Annotated in this window: 22 protein-coding genes and 1 pseudogene; 7 read left to right on the forward strand and 16 right to left on the reverse strand. The window is 45.6% G+C overall.

The window, feature by feature from the left end; translation table 11 throughout:
- The first annotated feature begins 14 nt into the window (after nucleotides 1-14).
- Nucleotides 15-332, forward strand: coding sequence for a PepSY domain-containing protein (locus P3L57_RS14705; RefSeq protein WP_010331516.1), 318 nt, complete (start codon nucleotides 15-17; stop codon nucleotides 330-332).
- A gap of 54 nt (nucleotides 333-386) precedes the next feature.
- Here the strand turns inward: P3L57_RS14705 and P3L57_RS14710 are convergent, their stop codons facing one another.
- The 3 genes from P3L57_RS14710 to trmB form a co-directional block, all read right to left on the reverse strand.
- Nucleotides 387-2,087 carry an NAD-dependent malic enzyme gene (locus tag P3L57_RS14710; protein WP_044153824.1) on the reverse strand — a complete coding sequence of 567 codons (1,701 nt, stop codon included), beginning with the start codon at nucleotides 2,085-2,087 and terminating at the stop codon, nucleotides 387-389.
- Nucleotides 2,088-2,169: 82 nt separating this feature from the next.
- A complete protein-coding gene (locus tag P3L57_RS14715; protein ID WP_059291822.1) occupies nucleotides 2,170-3,015 on the reverse strand; it encodes a YtnP family quorum-quenching lactonase in 846 nt (281 codons plus the stop codon).
- 70 nt (nucleotides 3,016-3,085) lie between these two features.
- A complete protein-coding gene (gene trmB, locus P3L57_RS14720; RefSeq protein ID WP_044153822.1) occupies nucleotides 3,086-3,727 on the reverse strand; it encodes a tRNA (guanosine(46)-N7)-methyltransferase TrmB in 642 nt (213 codons plus the stop codon).
- Nucleotides 3,728-3,923: 196 nt separating this feature from the next.
- Between trmB and P3L57_RS14725 the strand changes: the two genes are divergently transcribed.
- The gene (locus P3L57_RS14725) at nucleotides 3,924-4,202 is read left to right on the forward strand and encodes a YtzH-like family protein (RefSeq protein WP_024122528.1); all 279 of its coding nucleotides are present in this window, start codon (nucleotides 3,924-3,926) and stop codon (nucleotides 4,200-4,202) included.
- Here the strand turns inward: P3L57_RS14725 and P3L57_RS14730 are convergent, their stop codons facing one another.
- From P3L57_RS14730 to thpR, 5 genes and pseudogenes are all read right to left on the reverse strand, one after another.
- Nucleotides 4,203-5,000 carry a phosphotransferase family protein gene (locus P3L57_RS14730; RefSeq protein ID WP_044156691.1) on the reverse strand — a complete coding sequence of 266 codons (798 nt, stop codon included), beginning with the start codon at nucleotides 4,998-5,000 and terminating at the stop codon, nucleotides 4,203-4,205.
- 181 nt (nucleotides 5,001-5,181) lie between these two features.
- Nucleotides 5,182-7,337: pseudogene (gene pulA, locus P3L57_RS14735) on the reverse strand (type I pullulanase).
- 25 nt (nucleotides 7,338-7,362) lie between these two features.
- A complete protein-coding gene (locus P3L57_RS14740) occupies nucleotides 7,363-8,292 on the reverse strand; it encodes a YegS/Rv2252/BmrU family lipid kinase (RefSeq protein WP_059352182.1) in 930 nt (309 codons plus the stop codon).
- A gap of 48 nt (nucleotides 8,293-8,340) precedes the next feature.
- Nucleotides 8,341-9,255, reverse strand: coding sequence for a hypothetical protein (locus tag P3L57_RS14745; protein WP_069487051.1), 915 nt, complete (start codon nucleotides 9,253-9,255; stop codon nucleotides 8,341-8,343).
- Between the two features lie 23 nt (nucleotides 9,256-9,278).
- On the reverse strand, nucleotides 9,279-9,830 hold the full coding sequence (thpR, locus tag P3L57_RS14750) for an RNA 2',3'-cyclic phosphodiesterase (RefSeq protein ID WP_059291818.1): 552 nt from the start codon (nucleotides 9,828-9,830) through the stop codon (nucleotides 9,279-9,281).
- 148 nt (nucleotides 9,831-9,978) lie between these two features.
- Here thpR and cysK point away from each other — a divergent pair, with 148 nt between their 5' ends.
- A complete protein-coding gene (gene cysK / locus P3L57_RS14755; RefSeq protein ID WP_029441392.1) occupies nucleotides 9,979-10,914 on the forward strand; it encodes a cysteine synthase A in 936 nt (311 codons plus the stop codon).
- 32 nt (nucleotides 10,915-10,946) lie between these two features.
- On the opposite strand, the gene pepV is transcribed toward cysK, so the two are convergent.
- The gene (gene pepV / locus P3L57_RS14760; protein ID WP_069487050.1) at nucleotides 10,947-12,338 is read right to left on the reverse strand and encodes a dipeptidase PepV; all 1,392 of its coding nucleotides are present in this window, start codon (nucleotides 12,336-12,338) and stop codon (nucleotides 10,947-10,949) included.
- A 96-nt stretch (nucleotides 12,339-12,434) separates the two neighbouring features.
- Here pepV and P3L57_RS14765 point away from each other — a divergent pair, with 96 nt between their 5' ends.
- Nucleotides 12,435-13,733, forward strand: coding sequence for an NCS2 family permease (locus tag P3L57_RS14765; RefSeq protein WP_069487049.1), 1,299 nt, complete (start codon nucleotides 12,435-12,437; stop codon nucleotides 13,731-13,733).
- Nucleotides 13,734-13,767: 34 nt separating this feature from the next.
- Here the strand turns inward: P3L57_RS14765 and P3L57_RS14770 are convergent, their stop codons facing one another.
- Nucleotides 13,768-14,925, reverse strand: coding sequence for an ABC transporter permease (locus P3L57_RS14770; protein WP_069487048.1), 1,158 nt, complete (start codon nucleotides 14,923-14,925; stop codon nucleotides 13,768-13,770).
- The gene (locus tag P3L57_RS14775) at nucleotides 14,922-15,632 is read right to left on the reverse strand and encodes an ABC transporter ATP-binding protein (protein ID WP_095532967.1); all 711 of its coding nucleotides are present in this window, start codon (nucleotides 15,630-15,632) and stop codon (nucleotides 14,922-14,924) included. The genes P3L57_RS14770 and P3L57_RS14775 overlap by 4 nt, the downstream gene beginning before the upstream one ends.
- 287 nt (nucleotides 15,633-15,919) lie before the next feature.
- Here P3L57_RS14775 and P3L57_RS14780 point away from each other — a divergent pair, with 287 nt between their 5' ends.
- Entirely contained in the window at nucleotides 15,920-16,141 is a 222-nt protein-coding gene (locus tag P3L57_RS14780) for a DeoR family transcriptional regulator (protein WP_003152337.1), read from the forward strand.
- 125 nt (nucleotides 16,142-16,266) lie between these two features.
- Here the strand turns inward: P3L57_RS14780 and P3L57_RS14785 are convergent, their stop codons facing one another.
- Together P3L57_RS14785 and murJ are read right to left on the reverse strand one after the other, a co-directional pair.
- Nucleotides 16,267-16,986: a pseudouridine synthase gene (locus P3L57_RS14785; RefSeq protein ID WP_069487047.1), complete on the reverse strand. Its 720-nt coding sequence runs from the start codon at nucleotides 16,984-16,986 to the stop codon at nucleotides 16,267-16,269.
- A 65-nt stretch (nucleotides 16,987-17,051) separates the two neighbouring features.
- Entirely contained in the window at nucleotides 17,052-18,689 is a 1,638-nt protein-coding gene (gene murJ, locus P3L57_RS14790; RefSeq protein WP_024122540.1) for a lipid II flippase MurJ, read from the reverse strand.
- A 204-nt stretch (nucleotides 18,690-18,893) separates the two neighbouring features.
- On the opposite strand from murJ, the gene P3L57_RS14795 reads away from it, so the two are divergent.
- Both P3L57_RS14795 and opuD read left to right on the forward strand, forming a co-directional pair.
- The gene (locus tag P3L57_RS14795; RefSeq protein WP_069487402.1) at nucleotides 18,894-20,156 is read left to right on the forward strand and encodes a BaiN/RdsA family NAD(P)/FAD-dependent oxidoreductase; all 1,263 of its coding nucleotides are present in this window, start codon (nucleotides 18,894-18,896) and stop codon (nucleotides 20,154-20,156) included.
- A gap of 193 nt (nucleotides 20,157-20,349) precedes the next feature.
- Nucleotides 20,350-21,882, forward strand: a complete 1,533-nt coding sequence (opuD, locus tag P3L57_RS14800; protein ID WP_069487046.1) for a glycine betaine transporter OpuD — start codon at nucleotides 20,350-20,352, stop codon at nucleotides 21,880-21,882.
- A 43-nt stretch (nucleotides 21,883-21,925) separates the two neighbouring features.
- On the opposite strand, the gene P3L57_RS14805 is transcribed toward opuD, so the two are convergent.
- From P3L57_RS14805 to P3L57_RS14815, 3 genes are all read right to left on the reverse strand, one after another.
- Nucleotides 21,926-22,108, reverse strand: coding sequence for a sporulation protein Cse60 (locus tag P3L57_RS14805; protein WP_003325003.1), 183 nt, complete (start codon nucleotides 22,106-22,108; stop codon nucleotides 21,926-21,928).
- Nucleotides 22,109-22,171: 63 nt separating this feature from the next.
- On the reverse strand, nucleotides 22,172-22,840 hold the full coding sequence (locus P3L57_RS14810; protein ID WP_069487045.1) for a YesL family protein: 669 nt from the start codon (nucleotides 22,838-22,840) through the stop codon (nucleotides 22,172-22,174).
- Between the two features lie 21 nt (nucleotides 22,841-22,861).
- Complete coding sequence (locus P3L57_RS14815) at nucleotides 22,862-24,151, reverse strand: Gfo/Idh/MocA family protein (protein WP_059291811.1); 1,290 nt, start codon at nucleotides 24,149-24,151, stop codon at nucleotides 22,862-22,864.
- Nucleotides 24,152-24,159 lie beyond the last annotated feature (8 nt).

Here is a 24,159-nt window from a genome sequence, read left to right on the forward strand (position 1 = left end):
GGAGGTGCTTTATTTTGAAATTGCGTCATCTTCTTTTAGGAGCAGGACTTGGAATTTGTACGGCTGTTGTTGTGAAGCAATATGTGATGAAGCCTTATATTTCTTCAGAAAGAGCGCTTCGTATCGTAAAATCCGCTTTTAAACAGCGGGGGCCGATTGATGGATCATGGATCTACACCCAGCCGGAGCCCTACAATGTGAATGGAGAAACCGTGCAGGTGTATAAGACCGGTGTTACACGGTCAGCTTTTGGAGAACTAGAGCAATATGAAGTGATGGTGGATGCGAAAACGGGGAGAATTGTAGATGTGATCGATACAATCGCGTCTTAACACCGGACAAGCGTAAAATAGGAGCCGCTGCCCATGCAGCGGCTCTTTTTTATATTATATCGCGCGAATTGGTTTGTATACCGGATACCACATCGCGTCCTGCACAGCCTGAATGATGTCCTCAGGCTCTTCAGTGGCCACGCCTTCCTTAATGGCGGTTTTAGCGACTTCAACTGCAACCGTTGCCGATACAGTCCGTAAATCCTCCACCTTCGGAAGCATCGGCGCGCCAGGCATGCCGACATTGACCATACTTGCGATCGCGCGGGCACATGCTTCAAACATGCCATCGGTGATTAATTTTGATTTGGTGACAATCGTTCCAAGCCCAAGCCCTGGGAAGACAAGTGCGTTGTTGGCCTGTCCGATATGATATGTTACGCCGTTATATTCCACTGGCGGGAACGGGCTTCCTGTCGTAATCAGCGCACGGCCTTCCGTCCATTCAATTAAATCTTGCGGCTTTGCTTCTGAAAGAGTCGTCGGATTCGACATTGGCAAAATCGCCGGACGTTTTACGTGTGACGCCATTTCTTTGACAATTTCTTCAGTAAAGGCACCGGAAACCGTAGATGTCCCGATCAGGATCGTCGGTTTCGCCTGCCGGACCACTTCAAGGAGATCAATGCCCCCGCCTTCTCCGTTACGCTGATAATCCTTCACTTCATCAGCCGAACGGGCATAAGGCTTTTGGAAATCGAGAAGCTGATCCATATCATCTGTTAACAGCCCGTTTCGGTCTATGCACCAGAATCGCTGGTATGATTCTTCCTCACTCAGCCCTTCGCGCACCAATGCTTCCCGCAGCTGTTCAGCAATTCCGATTCCGGCTGTCCCCGCTCCGAATATCACGACTCTGTGATCCTTCAGCGGGACTTTTGATGCTTTTGCACAGGATAAGACTGCCGCCAGTGAAACAGCGCCTGTACCTTGGATATCATCATTAAACGTACATACTTTATCTTTATAGCGTTTCAAGATGCTGCGCGCATTTTTCGCTCCGAAGTCCTCCCAGTGGAGCAATGCATTCGGGAATGTCTCTCTCGCAAGTGAGACATATTCATCAATAAATTGGTCATAGCGTTCACCCCGCACTCTGGAATGCTGGTTGCCGACATAAAGCGGATCGTTCAAGAGGCTCTCTTGATTTGTGCCCGCATCCAAAACGACAGCCAGCACTCTGCTCGGATCAATTCCCGCAGCGGCCGTGTATACCGCAAGCTTGCCAATTGATATCGCGATACCGCCGACTCCCCAGTCTCCGATTCCTAAAATTCCTTCAGCATCGGTTGCGACAATTAAATCGATGGCATCACTTTTATCTTTAAACTGTTTAAATGCCTCTCTCATGCCTTCCGGGTCATCGATGGACAGATAGAGCCCTCTCGGCTTCCTGTATTCATGGCTGTATCTCTGAATGGCCGTACCTACTGTCGGCGTGTATACAATCGGGAGCATTTCCCCTAAGTGGTCATTTAACAAACGGTAAAACAGCGTTTCATTTCGATCGTGCAGCGCTGTCAAATAAACGTTTTTACTTAAATCATCAGGCTGTGAGGAAAACTGTTCGTACGCTCTTTTTGCCTGTTCATCAATGGTCAAGACCTTCGGCGGCAAAAAGCCATTCAATCCGAGCGCTTTTCTTTCCTCGTTTGTAAAAGCCACTCCTTTGTTCAAAAAAGGAACAGAGAGTACTTCAAGGCCTCTTAATGTTGTCTGAATGTCTCCTTCGTTCGTTACTTCAAATTGTTTCACCCTGCCTCTTCCTTTCTGAGCATAATTAGTACTAGGTTTGCTTTATTAGCCGGAAATCATGCAGGGTAAACATGAAAATATGCTATTGTTTCTTTCGTTTGAGTGATTCTATCATTCTTTCGTCCCCGTCCCATTTCAGTGCGCGATATTCGGCATCATGATAAAAAATAAACCATGCGTCCTTTTCTGCTGCATACGCCTGCCACTTTTGCTTTTGCGGTATAGAGGTCATCGGATAATCATCATAAGCCAGCACCCATAATGGATTGCGGTGGGCGTGTGTCGGCATCAAATCCGCCATATGTACCGCGGTTTCACCCGCATCCTCACATACAAGAACACAGTGACCGTCACTGTGGCCCCCGGTATGATGCATTGTAACCCCCTCTGTTATCGTGCAAGTGTCGTCAAAGGTTTTCACTTGGCCGGCAACCGCCTCCCAGTTTTCTTTCCAGTAGGTATTTTTCGATCTGATATTCGGATGGCGCATTTCATTCCATTCCACAGATGAAGTATAAATAACGGCATTTGGAAAAACTGGCACCAGTTTATCTCCTGAGTATTCCGTCAATCCGCACGCATGGTCAAAATGAAGGTGTGTCATGGCGATCACGTGGATATCTTCAACTGTTAACCCGAGCGCTGCTAATGATGTTTTCACATTGGATTCTTGGGTCACACCGTAGTTTCTTTTTTGTTTCTCAGTCAGCTTTCCGGACCCGATACCGGCATCGACAATCACGTTTTGCCCGTCCTTTTGAATAAGAATCGGATCTGTCCTTAATTCAATCTGGTTTTTTTCATTGACTGGATATTTTTTTGACCATAACGGCTTTGGAACAACGCCGAACATGGCTCCTCCGTCCATGTGAGTCACCCCTCCGTCAAGCCAAGTTAACGTCGTGTTTCCAATTTTCATCGTTTCCATTTTCATCCCCCCTGTCATCATCGTAGCAAACAGCGCATAAAAAAAACAGACTCCTGTGTCAGAGTCTGTTTTACGCTCTCCATTCAACTTCAGCCCGATAAATCGGCTGGCCGAGTGCTGAAAATTTTTCTTCATATTCTGTCATGATGTTATCTTCCATATCGCTGTTATGCAGATCAAGACTGACATATGTCAGCAGCAGACCGTATTCCGAGAAGCTTTTCAGCGAGTATTCAAACAGGCCGCGGTTGTCTGTTTTAAAATGAATTGCTCCGTCTTTCCCCATTACTTCTTCATATTTCTTAAGAAAATGGGAATACGTCAGACGGCGTTTTTCGTGGCGGTTTTTCGGCCAAGGATCAGAAAAGTTCAAGTACACCCGTTTGACTTCACCCGGCTCAAACACGTCTGTCAGCGTGTCCGCGTCTATATTCAAAAGCTTTACATTCGGCACTTCGCTATCTTTTACTTTTTGGACAGCTGTCACAATGACGCTTTTAAATAACTCAATACCAATATAATTAATGTCAGGATTTTGTTTGGCCATCCCGGAAATAAATTGCCCTTTTCCTGTACCGACCTCAATATGGATCGGATTGCTGTTGCCAAACACTGTATTCCATTTTCCTTTATAATCAGCAGGATTGCTGATGGCAATATCTGCGTTTTCAGCCAAAAAGTCATCTGCCCAAGGCTTGTGGCGCATTCTCATATGATTGACACCTCTATCTATTATTTCGACTAACAACATACCATGAATTAAAAAGACCCGCAAGCTTGTTTTTAAAGGTGTGCCTTCACATAAAAAAAGAGGTTCCCGTCTGTCGGAACACTCGTGTCTCATGCATAAAACCATCCTGTTTTGAACAATTTAACCCGTAAGATACTGAAGGGATGTGTACCGTTTTATGGGTTTAAATTACGAGAATCAAGTTGATCTATTGAAGGACATTTTGACTGACCATCAATTGGACTGCTGCGGAACCGTCGCAGAGTACGAACAGCTTGAACGTGTGATTAAATCGCTGATGGCAAACACCGAGCTCGATTCACACTTAAAAAACGTGCTGGAAGATGTGTACCGATACAGCCAATCAGGAATATCATCCAAATCCATCGACTCACACATACAAGAGCATCAGAGCAGCTTGTCTCAATGGGTAGAGGAAATGGATTCGTATTCCTGATTATTGAACAATCCGCTTCATCAGCATATGCAGTTCTTCCATTGCATCATGGAATTCTTTATCGTTTCCTTTGGATTTATGCCAGGCAATGAAAGTGATTGTTTCAGATAGCACATACCATGCCATTCTTAACCGAAGGCCGTCCGTTAACTCAATACCGTACATGCCCAGCCAGCTCTCCCAAGCTGGCTTTTCGACGTAGTGGTACAGCAATGGCCCCAAATCCATCGCCGGATCAGCGATCATGGCGCCGTCCCAGTCAATTAAATACAGCTGGTTGTCTTCAGACAATAACCAGTTATTATGATTGACATCACAATGGCAAACGACTTTCTCACCGAAATGCACCTCATGCAGATGATCTTCTAAATACTTAATCCCTTCTTGAATCAGCGGCGAAGATTGCTGCACAGCAAATACAGCCTGTTTAAGCTGAGACAGCAGAGTCCCTGGATTCAGCGGTTCCTTTCCAAGTCTCTTCAGCATGTCCAGCAAGGCTTTTGATGTGTGTATTTTACGAAGCAATTCAGCAACGGACCGTCCGCTCATGTCTTTCGGCTTCAGCTCTCTGCCGGTCATCCAGTGCTGGGCCGTTATGACGTCCCCATTCTCCATCCGTTTTGTCCAAACCAGCTTAGGAACAATGCCTTCGGCGGATAAAACAGCTAAAAAAGGTGAGCTATTACGTTTTAAAAAAAGCTGCTGCCCGTTATGTTTCGCATAATATGCATCTCCTGTAGCTCCTCCGGCGGGGAAGATCTCCCAATCGCTACCTAGTAATTGTCCCAACCAGTTCATATCAATGTTCAACCCATCATTTCTTAAAATATTTTAGAATAAAGGCCTATTCGTCTTCAGTCTATCCAGCGAATGCCTTTTTCGTACGAATCGTATGAAAAATAAAAAAGACAGCTATTGAGAGTCTCATATGCTAATCAATAGCCGTCTTTTAAATTTTAGCGCTATAGCACAAACTTCGTCAAGCAAAACTCGTAAGATCTCGTGCTAAAATAAGATAACCGTTCCGATGCCGTTTACAGCAACCGCTTTCTTGATTTCTCCAGGATCAGCACGAAACCCGTCAGTATCACATAGAAGGCGGTAAGCCTTATCTTTCGGCAGCTGCCATGTAACAGAATCAGGGCTGGCATGATGGATGACAATGATTTCTTCCCATTCGTCGATTGCGCCGAGGTTAAACAGCCGGTATACAATAAGGTGCTCTTTGAGAGCCAGACATTCAAGGCAGCGCTGAATATCGGCTGATGACGTAAGACGGAATGCCGGATGCGCTTTTCTGAGCGAAATCAGCCTGCGGACATAGTCAACATCCTGCTTGAATGTTTCACGCCGCGACCAGTCCAGCTGGTTGATGCTGTCACTGGATTGATAGCTGTTTTCCACCCCCTGCTTCGTCCGGAAAAATTCCTGTCCGCTGTGAATAAACGGCACTCCCTGGGCCAGCAGAATGATTGCAGACGCCAGCTTTTGCCTGCTTCTTTTTCGGCTCTCACTTTCTTGAGGAAGCGCGAGGCTCATTTTATCCCAAAATGTGTGGTTGTCATGCGACTCGACATAATTGATGGACTGGCTCGGCGCAGACACAAGCGGGGCTGTCTCTTTCCATCCTGAAGATCCGGCAATCCCGCGCATGACTGTTTCCGTTTGTTCGCCGTTCCCAAGGGCAAAACCCGCCGCCGCGATATGAAAGGTATTCCCTTTAACAGCGTCACGAAACGAATCATTAAAAAAACCGACGCCCGGCATTTTCGATGCATTCGCCAATGTCGCTTTCTGTTCAGGCGGCAGCGGTGTTGCCAAATCCCAGCCTTCTCCAAAGAGGAGGATTCCGGGCTTTACCTCAGATGCTTTTTCTTTCATATGAAGAACCGTTTCAATATCTAAAATGCCGAGCAGATCAAAGCGGAAGCCGTCGACATCGTATTCCTTCAGCCAATACATGACGCAATCCGTAATGAATTTCCTTGCCATCCGCCTTTCTGAGGCGATGTCATTCCCTACGCCGGTGCCATTTGAAGGCATCCCGAATTGATCATGCCGGAAGAAATAACCGGGCACCGTTTTTTCAAAGGGCGAGTGCTCTCTTTGGTATACATGGTTATAAACAACATCCAGAATGACACGCAGGCCATGCTGCTGCAGGGTGTGAATCATTTGTTTTACTTCTGTGTTTCTTGTCTGAGGGTCGTGAGGATTGGAGGCATAGCTTCCCTCCGGGGCGAAAAAATGAAGCGGATTATAGCCCCAATTGTAGGCGGCAAGTGGGTTTTCTTCATCAACTCCGGCATAATCGTTTAACGGCAAAAGTTCTATATGTGTAACGCCAAGCTCTTTTAAATAAGAAAGTCCTGTAGAACTGCCATTTTTCGTTTTGGTGTCCGTTTCAGCAAGCGCAGAATATTTCCCCTTGTTCTTCATACCGCTGTTTTCATGAATGGAGAAGTCTCGGATGTGCATCTCATAAATAATGGCATCAACGGGATCTGAAAATGGTGCAAGCGAAGGAGCCGAATTTGCTTGATCGGGGCGCAGCACAACACCCTTCTCTCCGTTGACCGTCACAGCTTTTGCATACGGATCAACCGTTTCTGTCCATTCTAAATTGTTGCAAATCCGGTACACATACTCATAACCGTGCAGATCTCCAGCCACTGTAACAGCGTATACTCCATTTTCCATTCGTGTCATTTGAAGCGTGTGCCCGCTTTTCTCGGGATGTGACAGCTTGACGGCAGCTGACGTCGCAGCAGGCGCCCATACCTTAAATTCAGTATAATCCGAAGTGTAAACAGCTCCGAGCTCTCCGTCATAATAAAATGCAGCATCAAACGCATCCGTCCTGACAACCGCCCCGATTTGGAGATCCGTTTTTCCGCCGCCGGATGCTTTGACATGATGCGTTTTTCCGAAAGTCACCGGCTGTTCAGCTACACATACATACTTGCATTTCCCTTCTATTTGCCATTCCTGACTGACTGTCAGAGGAATTTCCGCTGTATCTGTCTCAAGCTGAAAAGGCGGCGTAAAGGTATCTTTTTGATCAGCAGGAATCAGAACCGTAATAATATTCATTTCATCGGCATACGCTTCAAAGCTGCGTTGGATACTGACCATCAGAATCTCTCTCCTCCAAAAACGTTTATGTTTTGATCCGTAAGGGTGAGGGACTCGATGCCAGACGGAATGGGGTTGTACCCATGATTTCTCCGTCAGCATGGAACGGAATTTTGTCCTTCGTGTAAAACGTAATGTCTTTCGCTTTAAACATCGTCACGCCGTCCATTTTGGTGTGTTTTCCAAATGTCATCAAGCATAAAAACCAATACTTTTTCAAAAACGGCAGATTCTCAACAATGATGATATCAAATGCCTGTTCGCGCGGATTCGCAAGCGGGGCCGCCTTCATGCCGCCTCCGTAAAACGGATGATTGGAGACGACCGCAAACCAGACATGATGAAATTCCTGTGTCTCTCCTTCAATTGTACAAGCCAACGAAAACGGCTTAAAGGTAGCCGACGCGTACAAATGGGAAAGCGGATAGACAACAAAGCGGAGGCGCAGAAACTGGACCGCCCGTTTTAATGGAAATTCCATCGCCTTCTTATTGACATATGCGTCAAAGCCGATTCCGATATGATTCAAAAAATAAAGAACCTGCGATTTATCTTGAAGCAAATTAACGCTTCCTAAATGAAACGTTCGCGTTAACGGACGCTTCAGCTTTCTGATTTCCTGAATCAGATCTATTTTCTTAATGGAGAATCCTCTGGAAAAATCATTGTACGCGCCAGCCGGCACAAAACTCAGTTCGATATCGTCAACATCTTTCAGCCCGTTGACGACTTCGTGCATCGTTCCGTCTCCGCCGATAACGATCAGGCGTTTCAGCTTATGTTCCTGAATCGTTGAAATCTGCCGGGCGAGAACCTCGGCGTGTCCCGGATGTTCAGTTAAAAATGAGCGGTGCTCAATCTTTCGTTTCAGTAATTCCTTTTGTATCGACTTCCAAACACGCAGGCCTTTTCGATGCCCTGCTGCCGGATTAATAATAAAAAACCATTGGCTCATCTTTCTCACCTGCTTATGTTATGAGAAAACCGCTCAAATCGTTCTGCTTTACTCCAGCCACTCTTGTCTGCGATAGGAGTCTGACAGGCAATAAGACAACAAAGCCTTTGCAGCCTTTAATTGATGATGTTTTATCGGAGCAGTGTTTTTCTTCTGCCTCTCCATCCATTCCGCCAAGCCCCGTTTGTCCACTAATTCCAGACCGTACGGCGGCTCGGGGTAATCGATGTATGACGTTCTGCTCAGGAGTAGTTTCGATACTGGAATATCAGCGCCTTTTTGCTTTACGATCTTCGACACAACAGATCCCGTCCGAAACAGACTCAACGCCGGATTTAATACCGATTCAGTCTGAGAGCCTGTTTTCTTCTCCCAAAAACGATGTTTAGATCCTATGTACACACTGTCTTCCTCTGCCTCTATAAAAGAAACGCAAAAAATGTCAAGAGGTGAAATGATCACTATGCTTAACTCTACTGCCGCCTGCTGAATTTTGAGCACAGGCTTATACATAATAAAATAAGAATCAGGAAGCTGCTGGGCCAGAAAACGCAAAATGCGGTCCTGCTTCACCTGGTTTGACAGATTTGACATCTCGGAAAGAGTAGAGCTTGCCCATTTGAGCTGAAATTCATATAAATGTCTTTTATAAAAGGAAGCAAGCGCCATCTTGCTCTTCGGCAGCCTTACGTTCAGATCGTCTTCTTCCTCAAACCATTGGTGTCTCTCTTCTTGTATATCGGCTTCTATCTCTTTTTTTCTTCTTTTCAATGAAAATTTTTTCCGTTTCTGCACCGGTTCCGGCTGTTCAGCACTGGCTTGTCTTTCTTCATGCTGGCGCTCCGCTGCTTCTAATAGTGAAAGCCAGCGCTCTTTTTTCAGCCGTATAAACTGATTCATATAATGGTACGGATCAAGTTCATATCTCGATATATAATCATGTATTTTGATGATTTGTGCCATTTTGTTTCTCCACTCCGCATGAATTAAGTTAAATGAAATTTGTATTTTTCCTCATATTTTGGTGATTGATTTAAGTGTGTCTGAAAAAGTGAAAATCGTTCAATAGCCGTTGAAACCTCACCGCTTTTAAACGGGACATGCGCCGGAAATCCCTTTTGGCCTGTCCATTTTCTTGCCAGCGTCATATGGGGATGATACGCTCTCTTTTCCACTTTAAAGCCTGCTTGAAGAACAGCTTGTTTTGTATGCTCCCGCAGTGTTTCGAGCGCCGTATTCTTCTTCGGCTCCACATGTAACACGCGCGGCTGCCTGCGGTCTCCGAACACATCTATTTTGTCAAACTCAATTGTAAACGGATTGGCATCTACAGCTATCTCGGCAAGCGAGCCTTCAAGCTGCTTGATTTGCGCTTCATCCGCCGCACCGAGAAAAATTAACGTGATATGGTAGTCAAGCGGGTGCACCCATTTTTGAAACGTGAGCGCCGGCTCGCTTTTCGCAGCCTGGTAAATCGGATTTGCAATTTCCGGCGGAATAGGCACGCCGATGAAATAATGAGGCCGGATATCTGACATCCGTCTGACACTCCCTTCTTTGACTGCTATTATTTTATCAATAAAGACGCTGCGCGAATAGAGGAACCGCATATGAAAACACTCTCGCGCAAACGTTTATTATGTTAGGATATTATATGACACTTGTTTTATTCAGAAAGGAATGACAATGTTGAAAATCGTTGAAAACACTTCTGATCTTATAGGAGATACACCGCTTGTGAGATTGAATCGGCTTCAGCCGGAAAACGCAGCACAAGTCTATTTAAAACTTGAATTTTTCAATCCAAGCGGCAGTGTGAAAGACAGAGCCGCTTACAATATGATCATAGAAGCAGAACAAAACGGCTTACTCAAGCCTGGCTCAGTTATCATTGAGCCGACCAGCGGAAATACCGGAATCGGACTCGCTATGAATGCGGCGGCCCGCGGCTATAAAGCGATTTTAGTCATGCCGGATACAATGACGAAGGAGCGGATCAACCTCCTCAAAGCCTATGGTGCAGAGGTTGTGTTAACTCCCGGATCGGAAAGAATGCCGGGCAGCATTAAAAAAGCAAAAGAGCTCGCCGAACAAATTCCGAACAGCTTCATTCCGATGCAGTTTGATAATACCGCAAATCCTGACGCGCATCGAAAAACAACTGCTCTTGAAATTGCCCGGGCAATAAAAGAAATCGGAAAACCGCTAGGCGCTTTTGTCGCTTCTTCCGGTACTGGCGGGACCATTACAGGCACCGGTGAAGCGCTAAAAGAACTTTTCCCGGATATTTTGGTTCATGTTGTCGAGCCTGCGGGGTCTCCGGTATTATCAGGCGGAAAACCGGGTGCGCATAAGCTGGTTGGAACAAGCCCAGGTTTCATTCCTCCAGTTTTAAATCAAGATGTATATGATGAAATTATCAAAATCACTGATGAGGATGCTTATACGACAACCAGACGCCTTGCTGCGGAGGAAGGAATTCTCGTCGGGCCTTCTTCAGGCGCTGCCTGCTTCGCGGCGATTGAAGCAGCCAAACGTCTCTCTCCTGATCAAGTCGTTGTCTGTATGACAGCTGATACCGGAGAACGCTATTTATCAACTGATTTATGGTCATTTGTGTAAAAAAGGACTGGCTTCAGAAGAAGCCGGTCCTATTATTTTGCAAGTTCGTAGATGGCCTGCGCATATAAAGCAGTCGCTCTGAGGAGATCATCAATTTCAATATATTCGTCCTTTTGGTGCGCACTGTCGGGACGTCCGGGGAACAGCGGCCCGAATGCGACGCCGGCCTTCAAAGATCTTGCGTACGTTCCCCCGCCGATTGAAATTAAATCAGCTTTTTTGCCCAATTGGCCTTCATATACCTTTTGCAGTGTTTTGACTAGCGGATGGTCTGCTGATACATGATGCGGCTTGCTGTCTTTACATTCTCCAAGCTCAAATTCAGCGGCGCTTTCAAACGCATCGCGGATCATTTTGCTTTCCGCCGTTACCGGATAGCGGATATTGATTCCGAGCTCTCCTCCTTGCCCTTCAGTATAGCGCAGTGTTCCGACATTTAATGTCAGCTCTCCGCTAATGTCATCCTCACAGTCAATATTCAGTTTCTTTCCTCTCGTATCATCTGAAAATTTGTCTGTCACGACTTGAACAAAACGCTGTCCTGCTGCATCCAGCTCAGTCTGGCACAAAAATTCTGCCAGTTTGATGCCGGCATTCACTCCATTGTTCGGTTCCATCGCATGGCAGGAAAGTCCGTGCATGCGCAAGATCAGCTGCCCATTCTCAATCTCAGCTTCACCTTTTTGATCTGTCGCGCGGAGCATGTCTTTAAATGAGGCAAGAACCTCTTCTATATTTGATCCTTTGATAACGGCTTCCGCAGCGTCTGGCACCATGTTTAAGCGGAGACCTGATGAAAAAGAAGCAAGAACTGTTTCTGAAGCGGCTTCGTTTGCGCGGTGCGGGATGAGCAGTGAAGCATCAATAATTCCTTTTTCCGCGTTAATAATCGGGAAATCAGCATCTGGCGCAAAACCGAGAGTCGGCATTTCTTCGTGCTTGAAATAATGCTCCACACATCTCCAATCACTTTCTTCATCTGTTCCTATAATAATTCTGACACGCTTAGAAAGCGGCAGATTCATGTCTTTGACGATTTTCAGCGCGTAGAACGCCGCCATCGTCGGGCCTTTGTCGTCAATGGCGCCCCTTGCATAAATCCGCCCGTTTCGGATGTCCGCTGAAAACGGATCACTTGTCCAGCCGTCTCCGGGCGGTACAACATCAACATGGCAAAGAACGCCGACAATGTCTTCACCCTCGCCCCATTCGATATGACCGGCGAATCCGTCAAGATTTTTTACGGAAAATCCTTCTTTTTCTCCAAGCTCAAGCAAAGAGGTCAAGCTGGCATTTACCCCTTCTCCGAATGGTTTGCCGGGCCCGGCTGTGGTTTCGTCCATTACACTGTTGATTCTCAAGAATTCCTGCGTATCGCGAATCAAATCATCTTTTTTTCTGATCACTTCGACTTCCCAGTTCATAATGATCCCCTTTCTGCAATAAATCACTTGCAAAAACTAAATAAAACGAATAATATTAATGGTGTTTTGTTAAAACGTTCGTAATTGGAGGTTACTATGTTTCATCTAAAAGAGCAGCAAACATCGATTAAACAAGAAATCATAGCTGGATTGACGACCTTTTTTACAATGGTCTATATTGTAGTGGTGAATCCGGTCATTTTAGCTAATGCCGGAATTCCTTTTGACCAGGTCTTTACCGCAACGATTATCGCCTCCATTGTCGGAACGCTGTGGATGGCCCTGGCTGCAAATTATCCGATTGCCATTGCGCCCGGCATGGGCTTAAACGCTTACTTAGCCTATCACGTTGTAGGCGCAAGCGGCGGCGGCATCACGTACGCAACAGCTTTCAGCGCAGTATTCACAGCAGGGGTTCTCTTCATTATTCTATCGTTAACGCCTTTAAGAAAACAACTGATAGAAGCGATTCCAAACAATTTAAAATACGGGATCACCACAGGGATCGGGCTTTTTATTGCGTTTATCGGTTTACGGCAGGCGGGAATGATTACGGCTGATCAATCAAATCTGGTCACACTCGGCAACCTTCATTCGCCAGCGGTTATTTTAACGCTGATCGGCTTATTGATCAGTGTGATCCTGATGGTGCTGAATGTAAACGGAGCGTTATTTATCGGAATGGCAGCTACCGCTTTGATCGCGTTTTTTACCGGCCAGCTGCATTTCCCTAAAGGCTTTATGTCTTTTCCCCATTTGCCTGAGGGATTGATTATTTCAAATCCGTTCTCCGCTTTTGGCGATGTGATCCATCACGGCCTGTACGCTGTCGTCTTTTCATTTCTGCTGGTAACGATTTTTGATACGACCGGTACGATGATCGGTGTGGCCGAGCAAGCCGGATTGATGAAAAACAACAAGCTCCCGAACGTGCGAAAAGCGCTGCTTGCTGATTCAACAGCGACCACAGTTGGTGCTGTATTCGGAACAAGTCCGACAACCGCGTTTGTCGAGTCTTCAGCTGGCGTCGCAGCCGGGGGAAGAACAGGTCTTACGTCTTTAACTGTCGCGGTATTGTTTGCAGCTTCGATGTTTTTCAGTCCGCTTGTCAGCGCCTTATCCGGCATATCCGCCATCACTTCTCCGGCTTTGATTATTGTCGGCAGCCTGATGATGGGCTCGGTGTCGAATATTAACTGGAAGGAGATGGACGAGGCATTTCCGGCATTTCTCGTTGTTCTGACCATGCCTCTTACATCAAGCATTTCCACAGGAATTGCGCTTGGCTTTATTTCGTATCCGATTGTGAAAGCAGCACGGGGAAAATGGAGAGACATTCATCCGCTCGTCCTCGTATTTGCCGTTCTGTTTTTCATCCAGCTATTTATTCTATAACATACAGAAAACCCAAACGGCATCCGTTTGGGTTTTATTTCACCAAAAAAGAGATAGCGGCCGCCAAAAAGCAGCAGGCAACACAAGCATAGTGCAGCGTGTTCACACAGCTTTTTCTGGCCCGGTAGTATTCATCACTTTCCTTATCAGCCCCAATTAAGATCGGCGCATCCATCACTTTGTCAAAAATAAGCGAAAGCACATAACGGCAAACACCTGTATAAACCAGCAGCGCAATCACCTTAAGAAAGACCGGGGAAACGACTGTTAAAACCGTAAAAGCCGACAAAAGCATATACAAGTGCCTCGCATACTCCCCATTCCTCAGCATGACTTTAAAAAACAATTCTTTATAAATTGTATACATTGTCCGTTTCTTAAATATCCTTTTAGAATTCCGGAATAATAGCGGTTTTCTCCTCATCCTGTCCTTTACTCTCGGCATTCTCACATCTTGGCTCATCATCATTACAAGACCTGCAAGAGTGAGCCTGATTTTTTTCTCCTCAAGCACCTCTGCCTCAAAAGCCGAAAATGAAGCCGTCTTTTTCAAACTGCGTATGAAAGCAAAAATAAAAAACAAAACACCGGCAAGCGAGAGCAAGTGCCACTCGGTAAAGGTAATCATGAGAAAAGAACACGCCAAAAGCACAGTCTTGAGAAAAAAGTCCGCAATCTGTCTCCAAATAGATCTTGGTTTTCTGACCCTGTCCTGCTTCAAGGATAAAAAGAGCGTATGAAGACCGAATGCATAGATCAATAGAGCAGCGCTTTCTGGAATAGTGACGCGAACAGAATCAATGATAAAGGGAAGAAAAAGAAAAAAGAACAACAGCCATTTGGCGAACGTGAACAATATAGAATACACCAATGCGTATTGTTTCATCTGGCGAATGATCGCTTTCTTTTGCAGCAAAAACACCTGGTCCGCTTCCAGTAAAAAAGTATGTATGGAGCCTGTGCAAACAATCAGTATACCGACAGCGTATAACCATCTCCATTCGACCCTCTCAGACCACTCGTAAAGAAGGCCGCTTCCGTTTGTCCACTCCACATACTGATAAATCACAAAAGCAAGCGCCGGCAGGACAATGTAGAGCGCAACCGTCCAATCAATGACAGCATGCAGCACCTTAAACTGATATCGGTAAAAATCCAGCCACCTTCGAAAAAAGAGAGACCGTCCGTTCATGCTTTTTCTCCTTGAATCGCCGTATAAAAACAGTCAAGCAATGACTGCCCTTCTAACCCTGTTTGCTCTTGAATATCCTTTAACGTTCCCTGAAGAAATAAAGAACCTTTATCAATCATGTAAAACCGGTCGCAGATTTTTTCCGCGGTATCAAGTACGTGTGTGCACATGAGAATGCCGGCTCCTCTATCTTTCTCAGCCTTCAGCATGTCCACAAAGCGTTTTGTCGATATCGGGTCAAGGCCGATAAACGGTTCATCAATCACATACATATCAGGCTTAGAAAGAAAAGCCTGAATCAGCATCAGCTTTTGCTGCATGCCCTTCGAAAACGTCACCGGCAGCTCATGCATGACATGATCAAGCGAAAATGTTTCAAGAAGACTTTGGGCACGGTATTCAAATTCACTCTGATCAATGCCGTGCAAAGTGCTGATCAGATCAAGATGCTCCCACAGCGTTAATTCCTCATAAAAGGACGGGTGCTCCGGAATATAAGCAAACGAGCAATCATTCCAAGCGATAGTCCCTTTAAAGTGTTGCGAGAGGCCAAGTATCGCCTTGATGGCTGTACTTTTTCCAGCGCCGTTCGCTCCAATCAAACCGACAAGCTCCCCTTCTCTGACTTCCAATAAAACATCGGTGAGCACTTTTTTTCGGCTTGTATACCCTGCTTGCTCTATCGATGCTTCCAACAACATTCTCAATCTCACTCACCCCCTTAATCACATACGAAACAGAATAAAAAAAGTTTCTTTATCCATAATAATATTGTGCTGAAATACATAGTAATCCAACAAGGATGGCGGCCAAACTCAAATTGGAAAAAATTTATAATACTTATTCCTAGATTCACCGCGGCGAAATCGTGTATAATGAAGGCGAATTATTTAAATATTACAGATGTCTGCCTTAGTTGCTATTTCGTACGCAGTTGATAGTCGTGAGTTGTGGTTAGTCAAGTCCATCCGATCTTATGATAGGGAGTGGTTTTTTGAAACCTTCAACAAACCGTATGCTAACTCGAATCAAATCAGTTTACATGTTTATTCAAGAGAAAGGCCTTGTGACAACACAGGAACTGGTTGACGAATTCGGCATTACACCTAGAACGATTCAAAGAGACTTAAATGTGTTAGCATATAATGATCTTGTTCATAGTCCAAGCCGTGGCAAATGGGAGACAACGAGAAAAAAAGTAAAGATTACCTCATAACATTAAAAATTACATAGGGCCGCCCTGTGAGCGGCCTGATAGATACAGGGCGAGGAACGTTCTTAGCCTTGTTTTTGTGTGCTTATATATAATAAAAAATCCCGCATGTGTAATGCGGGGTTTTTTCATGCTTGCGGCTCGTTCAGCCTTTCAAGTTCTTCTTCTGTAAGCTCACGGTATTCTCCCGGCTCCAGAGCAGGATCCAAGGATACGCGTCCCATTGAGAGCCGCTTCAGATAAATGACTTCATTGCCGACAGCATTTGCCATCTGTTTGACTTGATGATATTTTCCTTCTGTTATCGTCAGGTATATCACGGTATGCCCTTTATCGTTTGCCTTTATTTCTGCTTGTGCCGGCTTTGTTTTGTAGCCGCCTTCAATAAATACCCCAGTCTCTAAGCTGGTGATGTCTTCTGGCGAAATTTGCGACTTTAAGTGGACCTCATACGTTTTCGGAACATGCTTTTTCGGCGATAGCAGCCGGTGAGCGAGCTGACCGTCATTTGTCAGCAGCAGAAATCCTTCTGTATCCTTATCAAGCCGGCCGGCAGGAAACGGCTCGAATCTAAGTTCATCCGGCGTCAGCAAATCGACCACTGTCTTTTGCCGGCTGTCCTCAGTCGCTGACAGCACGCCCTGCGGCTTATTCATCATGATATAAATAAACTCGCGGTAATCAATCGGCTCGCCATAAACGGTCACCTCCTGCGCATCAGGGTCCACGTGCGCCTTGACATCTTTTGCCGGCTTTCCGTCGACCATGACGGCTCCCGCTTTCACAATCGATTTGACCTCTTTTCTCGAACCATACCCGCTGTTGGCAAGCAGCTTATCAAGTCTCATGCCAATCTCTCCTTCCTATAAAAGAAAGCCCGCATCAAGCGAGCCCTCTGTTTCAACATATTCTGTTAATCAGCGGCATGTCTGCCTTTCTTTAAGAACCCCGGTAAACGGCGGCCGAATATTTTCTGTAAAAACCCTAAACGATAAGCGCAATACAGGTAGACAGCTCCGCCGACCACAGCAGCAATCAGCACGACGATCGCAGCATGCAGCTGGCCATCCTCGTAGGAGATGAAAAAGCTTAACACCCACTGGACGATTTTAACGGCTATCGCCATCACTGCTGACAAGAGCAGCATCAGAACGCCCCGTTTCACTAATATTTTATACGAATAGCCGGCATGCCGTTTGATCATGATAAATCCGTATATAAGTGAAGCAGTATACCCGAGTGCCGTAGCTAAAATAGCGCCGTCAGCCTGCATCAGCTTAATCAGCGGGACATTCAGCACAAGTTTGATCACGACACCGATCACAAGACTGGCAACCGCAAATTTTTGCTTATTGATGCCCTGCAATATGGCGGCGTTGACAGTAAACAAAGAGAACAAGATCGCAACTGGCGAATACCAAAACAGGATGTCTTTCCCCAATTCAGGATGAAGGCTCTCTGATCCGTAAAAGAACGTATACACAGGGCCTGCTAATACCGATATACCGACAACAGCCGGAATAATTAAAAACAGGATCGTCTGCATCGACTGGTTGATCTGCTGATTTAACAGCTTGTAGTTTCTGCTTGTAAACGATTCTGTGATCGTCGGAATTAAGGTCAGTCCGAATGCCGTCGCAAGAGAAACCGGGATCATTACGAGCTTCTGCACGTAAAGTGTCAGAATGGCCATCATATCCTGACTGATAGCTTGATGCCCCGCTTCAATCATGGCTTTGTTAAACGTATTTGTATCAATATAGTTATACAAAGGGATGGCTAGTCCGACAAACACGTAGGGAGCGGCATAGCTGAAGAGCTCGAAAAACATTTTCTTGTAGCTTAAATCTGCTGTCGGCCCCGTATTAGGCATCATCGCCAGCAGATTGCCTTTTCGTTTGTTCCAATAAATATACAATACGATCAGCCCGCCGAAGGCACCGATCAGCGCTGCAAAGGTTGCATAACCGACAGCGATCACAAGGCCGCCGTTTAAGACTTTCAAAATCAAGAAGGTCGCACTCAATAAAAAGATGATGCGGACAATCTGCTCAACAACTTGAGAGACAGCCGTAGGCCCCATCATTTGATGACCTTGGAAAAATCCGCGCACAAGACTCATAATCGGCACGACTAAAAGCGCTAAGCTGACCATGCGGATGACATATACGACATGATCAATCGTCAAACCGTTATTATCTTTGCCCCCAAGCGATATTTCCGCAAAAAACGGAGCAGATAAATATAGTATAAAAAAGGCAATCATTCCCGTTACAAGCATAACCGACATGCCCGCCTTCAGCATTTTTCTGCTTGTTTCATAATCCCCTTTGGAATTATATTTGGAAACAAATTTAGAAACGGCGGCCGGAAAGCCCATTGTGGCAATGTTCAAAAATAAAGTATATTGATTGTATCCGTATTGAAATAACGCACCGCCTGTCGCTCCGACCATGATGCTGAAAGGAATTAAATAAACCATTCCCAGTATCCGTGAAATATATGTACCGAGCGTTAACACAAACGTGCCTCTTAACAGTTTGCTTGACATGTTTCTTCATCACCATTTTCTACGAAGATTCAACTTTTCTATTTTAACACAACTGGGCATATAGACGGTAATAAATACAAAAGCAATCTCAGGAACAATGCAAGTTTGCGGCAAAATACGTTTAAGCAGAACCTGTCTTTCGCTATAATAGTACTGCGGACAGCGTTCCGCACACGAAATGTAAAAAGAAAGTTGATGATAAAAATGAAGCAGTATGACGTAATTGTAATCGGCGGAGGCCCTTCAGGTCTGATGGCTGCCATTGCAGCCGGAGAACAGGGTGCTGATGTTTTGTTAATAGATAAAGGAACTAAGTTAGGCCGTAAACTTGCCATATCCGGAGGCGGCCGCTGCAATGTGACAAACCGCCTTCCTGTCGAAGAAATTATTAAGCACATCCCCGGCAACGGCCGTTTTTTATACAGTGCGTTTTCTGAATTTAATAACGAAGATATTATCAAGTTTTTTGAAAATCTCGGGATCAAATTGAAGGAAGAGGATCACGGCCGGATGTTTCCGGTGACAGACAAAGCGCAAAGTGTTGTCGACGCACTGTTAAACAGACTGAAACAGCTGCGTGTGACGATCAGAACGAACGAAAAAATCAAATCTGTTACATACGAAGATGGTCATACGGCAGGCATTGTGACGAATAATGGCGAAATGATTCATAGTCAGGCAGTCATTATCGCGGTTGGCGGAAAAAGCGTTCCCCATACCGGCAGCACGGGTGATGGCTATGAATGGGCCGAAGCCGCTGGCCACACCATAACAGAGCTGTTCCCGACAGAGGTGCCCGTCACATCTGCCGAGCCGTTTATTAAGAAAAAAACACTGCAGGGTTTATCGCTCAGAGATGTCGCCGTCAGTGTATTAAACAAAAAAGGCAAAGCCATTATCACACATAAGATGGACATGCTGTTTACTCATTTCGGCCTCTCAGGCCCCGCCATACTCAGGTGCAGCCAGTTTATCGTGAAAGAGCTGAAAAAACAGCCGGAAGTGCCAGTCAGAATTGATTTGTTTCCGGATATCAATGAAGAAACGCTATTCCAAAAGATGCACAAGGAGCTGAAAGACGCGCCGAAAAAAGCGTTAAAAAATGTGCTGAAGCCTTGGATGCAGGAGCGCTACCTTCTTTTCCTGCTCGAAAAAAACGGCATTTCACCGAACATGTCATTTTCTGAGCTGCCGAAGGAGCCTTTCAGACAATTTGTCAAAGACTGCAAGCAATTTACCGTTCTCGCAAACGGCACGCTGTCTCTAGACAAAGCGTTTGTCACAGGAGGCGGTGTATCGGTGAAGGAGGTTGACCCGAAAAAGATGGCGTCTAAAAAAATGGACGGCCTGTATTTTTGCGGAGAAATCTTAGATATTCACGGTTATACAGGCGGATACAATATCACATCTGCGCTCGTCACAGGCAGACTCGCCGGACTGAATGCCGGACGCTTTTCCCGTATGTAAACATTAGACTTTTCAAATTCTTACAGCATGCCGGGCATTTGAAAAATTCCCGCAAAAATGTTAGGGTGAGATTTGTTTTGTTTCACCTGATTGCGGGGTAATTTACAGGAAGGAATGATCTGCCATCGTACGACCATACTAAGCCTGCGAGGAAGATATAGGCGTACACAAAAAAATCAGAGGGTGAGAATGTTTGAAGAATATATCTAGTGTATTTTGGATTGTGATTGTCATCACAGCCGCAGCCGTTTTGTGGGGCGTTATTTCTCCTGACAGCCTGCAAAACGTGTCTCAATCGGCACAATCGTTTATAACAGATTCATTTGGTTGGTATTATCTATTAGTTGTCTCTTTGTTTGTCGGGTTCTGTCTCTTTTTAATTGTCAGCCCGATCGGAAAAATTAAACTGGGGAAACCGGATGAAAAACCGGAATTCGGATTATTATCTTGGTTTGCCATGCTGTTCAGTGCAGGCATGGGAATCGGCTTAGTATTCTATGGTGCGGCTGAACCGATCAGCCATTACGCAATTAGCTCTCCATCAGGTGAAACAGAAACCCCCCAAGCCTTCAGAGATGCGCTCCGGTACACGTTTTTCCACTGGGGACTGCACGCTTGGGCCATTTATGCCGTCGTTGCATTATGTATCGCATATTTTCAATTCCGCAAAGACGCGCCTGGATTAATCAGCAGCACACTGACTCCGATTCTCGGCGATAAAGTAAACGGCCCGATCGGTAAACTGATTGACTGTATTGCTGTTTTTGCAACAGTTGTCGGCGTTGCAACGAGTCTGGGGATCGGCGCAACTCAAATTAACGGCGGACTGAATTACCTATTCGGAATTCCGAATCATTTTATCGTTCAATTGATTTTGATTGTCATTGTAACAGTGCTCTTTTTACTATCGGCTTGGAGCGGACTCGGAAAAGGCATTAAGTATTTAAGCAACACCAATATGGTGCTAGCCGGATTGCTGATGCTGTTTATGCTGGTTGTCGGACCTACCGTTTTGATCATGAACTCACTTACAGATTCAATTGGGCAGTATATTCAAAACATTGTTCAAATGAGCTTCAGACTGGCGCCGAACGATCCAGGCAAACGTGAATGGATCAACGGCTGGACGATTTTCTATTGGGCATGGTGGATTTCCTGGTCTCCATTTGTCGGCATTTTCATCGCCCGTGTATCCCGAGGCCGGACAATCCGTGAATTTTTGATCGGCGTCCTGGTGGCACCATGTATTTTAGCTTTCCTATGGTTCTCCATTTTCGGTGTTTCCGCAATGGACCTTCAGCAAAAAGGTATTTTTAATGTGGCGAAGCAGTCTTCCGAAACGATGCTGTTCGGAACACTGGATCACTATCCGCTGACGATGATCACGTCTATCCTGGCATTGATCCTGATCGCCGTGTTCTTTATCACATCAGCTGATTCAGCGACATTTGTCCTTGGTATGCAGACGACATACGGTTCATTAAACCCGGCTAATTCAGTCAAACTCAGCTGGGGTATCATTCAGTCTGCTATGGCAGCTGCGCTCTTGTATTCCGGCGGACTTGCCGCTTTGCAAAATACAGCGATTCTGGCGGCACTGCCGTTTTCAATTGTTATCCTGCTCATGATTGCTGCTCTTTATAAAGCATTGGCAAGAGAACGAAGAGAAATCAGAGCAGCAGAGAAATTCCAGAAACCGAGAAGCCCAAGAGTGAAAAAGGCTTAACCATAAAAAAGATCTTTCCGCAGTCCGCGGGAAGATCTTTTTTTTATTTTCGATATAGAATAAGTGCGGAAAAACAGTAGAGCTGCTCGCCTTCAGGGTCACATGCCGCTGAAACCGTATATTTGATATCAACCAGCTGCTCTTCCGATATTCCTTTTAAAAATGAATTGATCTCCGTTTGCAAATCTTTTTCATGCTCTTCATCAAACACTGCTACCTTCAGCATTTATCCGCTCTCCTTTCTCTATCAATCTATTCCGTTTGGAATCAATATATGATAGAGAAATGTTTACCTCGTCTCCGGATAAATAGCTTCTGGTGCAGGATGTTTCTTTGCCGGTTCATGGTCCTGCTGCTCCAGCTTCACCAAGACGGCATAAGCGATCCTCATGTGGCAGTAGCTGATGAGACTGACGCTGAAAAAAGGGACAATTCCCGGCAGATAAGCCAGCAGGAAAAAGAGCGCGACCGTCAGCGCAAGCATGACGAGGGTATATTGTAAGTACGCCACACTCAGCAAGAGGGAAAACTTAAAATACAGACGTTTTTTCCAATCAAAGTGGACGAGCAGCGGAAACACATAAAAAAGCATTGATACAAACAGAAAACCAAATATCATAATAGCAAAGCGCAGGATATGCAATAAAAAGTGGCTTGGGTAAATAAAGGCCAAATCGATATAAATGATCAAACCGATTAACACCAGTACAGCACCGATCAGATTGGAACGGAGAAATTCAGCTTTGTATTCCCGCCAAAATGTCGGCAGCACCGGAACGTGATCCTGACCCTGAATCCATTTTCGCATAACAGCGAATAAAGCGGCAGTCGCGGGCATGACACCGAGCACTCCGAAACCGATGATCGTAAAAAGCAGCCAAAGCAAATTGGTATACGCAAACCTCATGATCCACTCGCAAAAACGCAGCACCCGTCCCATTGATCCGTCATGTTCCACGAAAGCCCCTCCTCTTCGCTTTTATACATTTTGCATATGAAAAAGCTGTTTAATATCAATTGGTTTCTTTTCAACAACGGAGCGCCATATTCCCTCACCGACCGCGATAGAATAGGCTCCGGCTTCGGCTCCGGCCAAAATGTCATACTGGCGCAGCGGATCTTTGCCTATAAATAGATCAGCAAGCAAAAGCGGATCACCTCCGCCGTGTCCTCCCTCGTTTTTGACGACTTGAATGGTTTGCTTCGATTCAAAAAGCGGATAATACTCAATCGTCTGCTCGGGAAAAGCAAACGGAATTCTGGAAGGCTCATGGAATTCATTTGATTCAATGCGTCCTTTTGTGCCGTTTATCGTAAGGCGGTAGCCTTCGTACGGAGCGGAAAATGTGATCGAGTAGCTTAAAAGCGCACCGCCGTCATATTTGACAGCCGCCACATACGTATCCTCAATGTCAATCTCCTCGTCAAAAATGCACGCGTCAGGGCGATATGCGGTATATAAGCTTGACTGGTCTGCATCCGCCTTAAGATGATCATCCTTTACAGAAGCTTTAGAGGCACGGGGGTGCCATCTCGCATAGTAATGGCATTTCTCTTTGACCCGGCATGTGCCGCAAAAACGCCCGTCTTCTTCCGGCAGCGGATTCCACTCACTGTCCGGCCCGTAGTAATTCAACTCGCCGTAAGCAAATACCTCCGCCGGGTTTTGGCCGAGCCACCAATTCACCAGATCGAAATGATGTGTGGATTTATGGACAGAAAGGCCGCCGGAAAATTGCCTGGATCGGTTCCAGCGTTTAAAATAGCTGGCGCCGTGATAGGTATCAATATACCAATTCAAATCAACAGAGGTGACCCTTCCTATTTTTCCTTCTAAAATCATTTCTTTGATTTTCCGATGATACGGGCTATAGCGGTAATTAAACGCAACAGTAACCTTCCCTTTGCTTTTCGCTTCTGCCTCAAGCACCCGCTTTGCATCCTGCACCGTCGTCACCATCGGTTTTTCCGTTATGACATCCGTATCCCACTGAAGGCTTCTCAATATATAGGTGATATGGGTGTCATCCCTTCCCGTCACAATCACAATGTCTGGCTTCGAAACGCTCATCATATTATCAAAATCTTCTTCTTTATACTCCGGTACTTGTGCAAGCTCCGGAAATGCCTCTTTGCAGACGGCGAATCGTTTCGGATCGGCATCCAGCAATCCCGTAATTTGATAAGTGGATGTAAACTGTTTGAGCAGCGGTTTGATAAACATGCTGAGGGCTCTGCTGCTTAATCCGCAAATGACGATGCTTTTCAATGGTCCCC

The organism is Bacillus sp. B28 (assembly GCF_029536185.1).
Taxonomy (GTDB): domain Bacteria; phylum Bacillota; class Bacilli; order Bacillales; family Bacillaceae; genus Bacillus; species Bacillus halotolerans.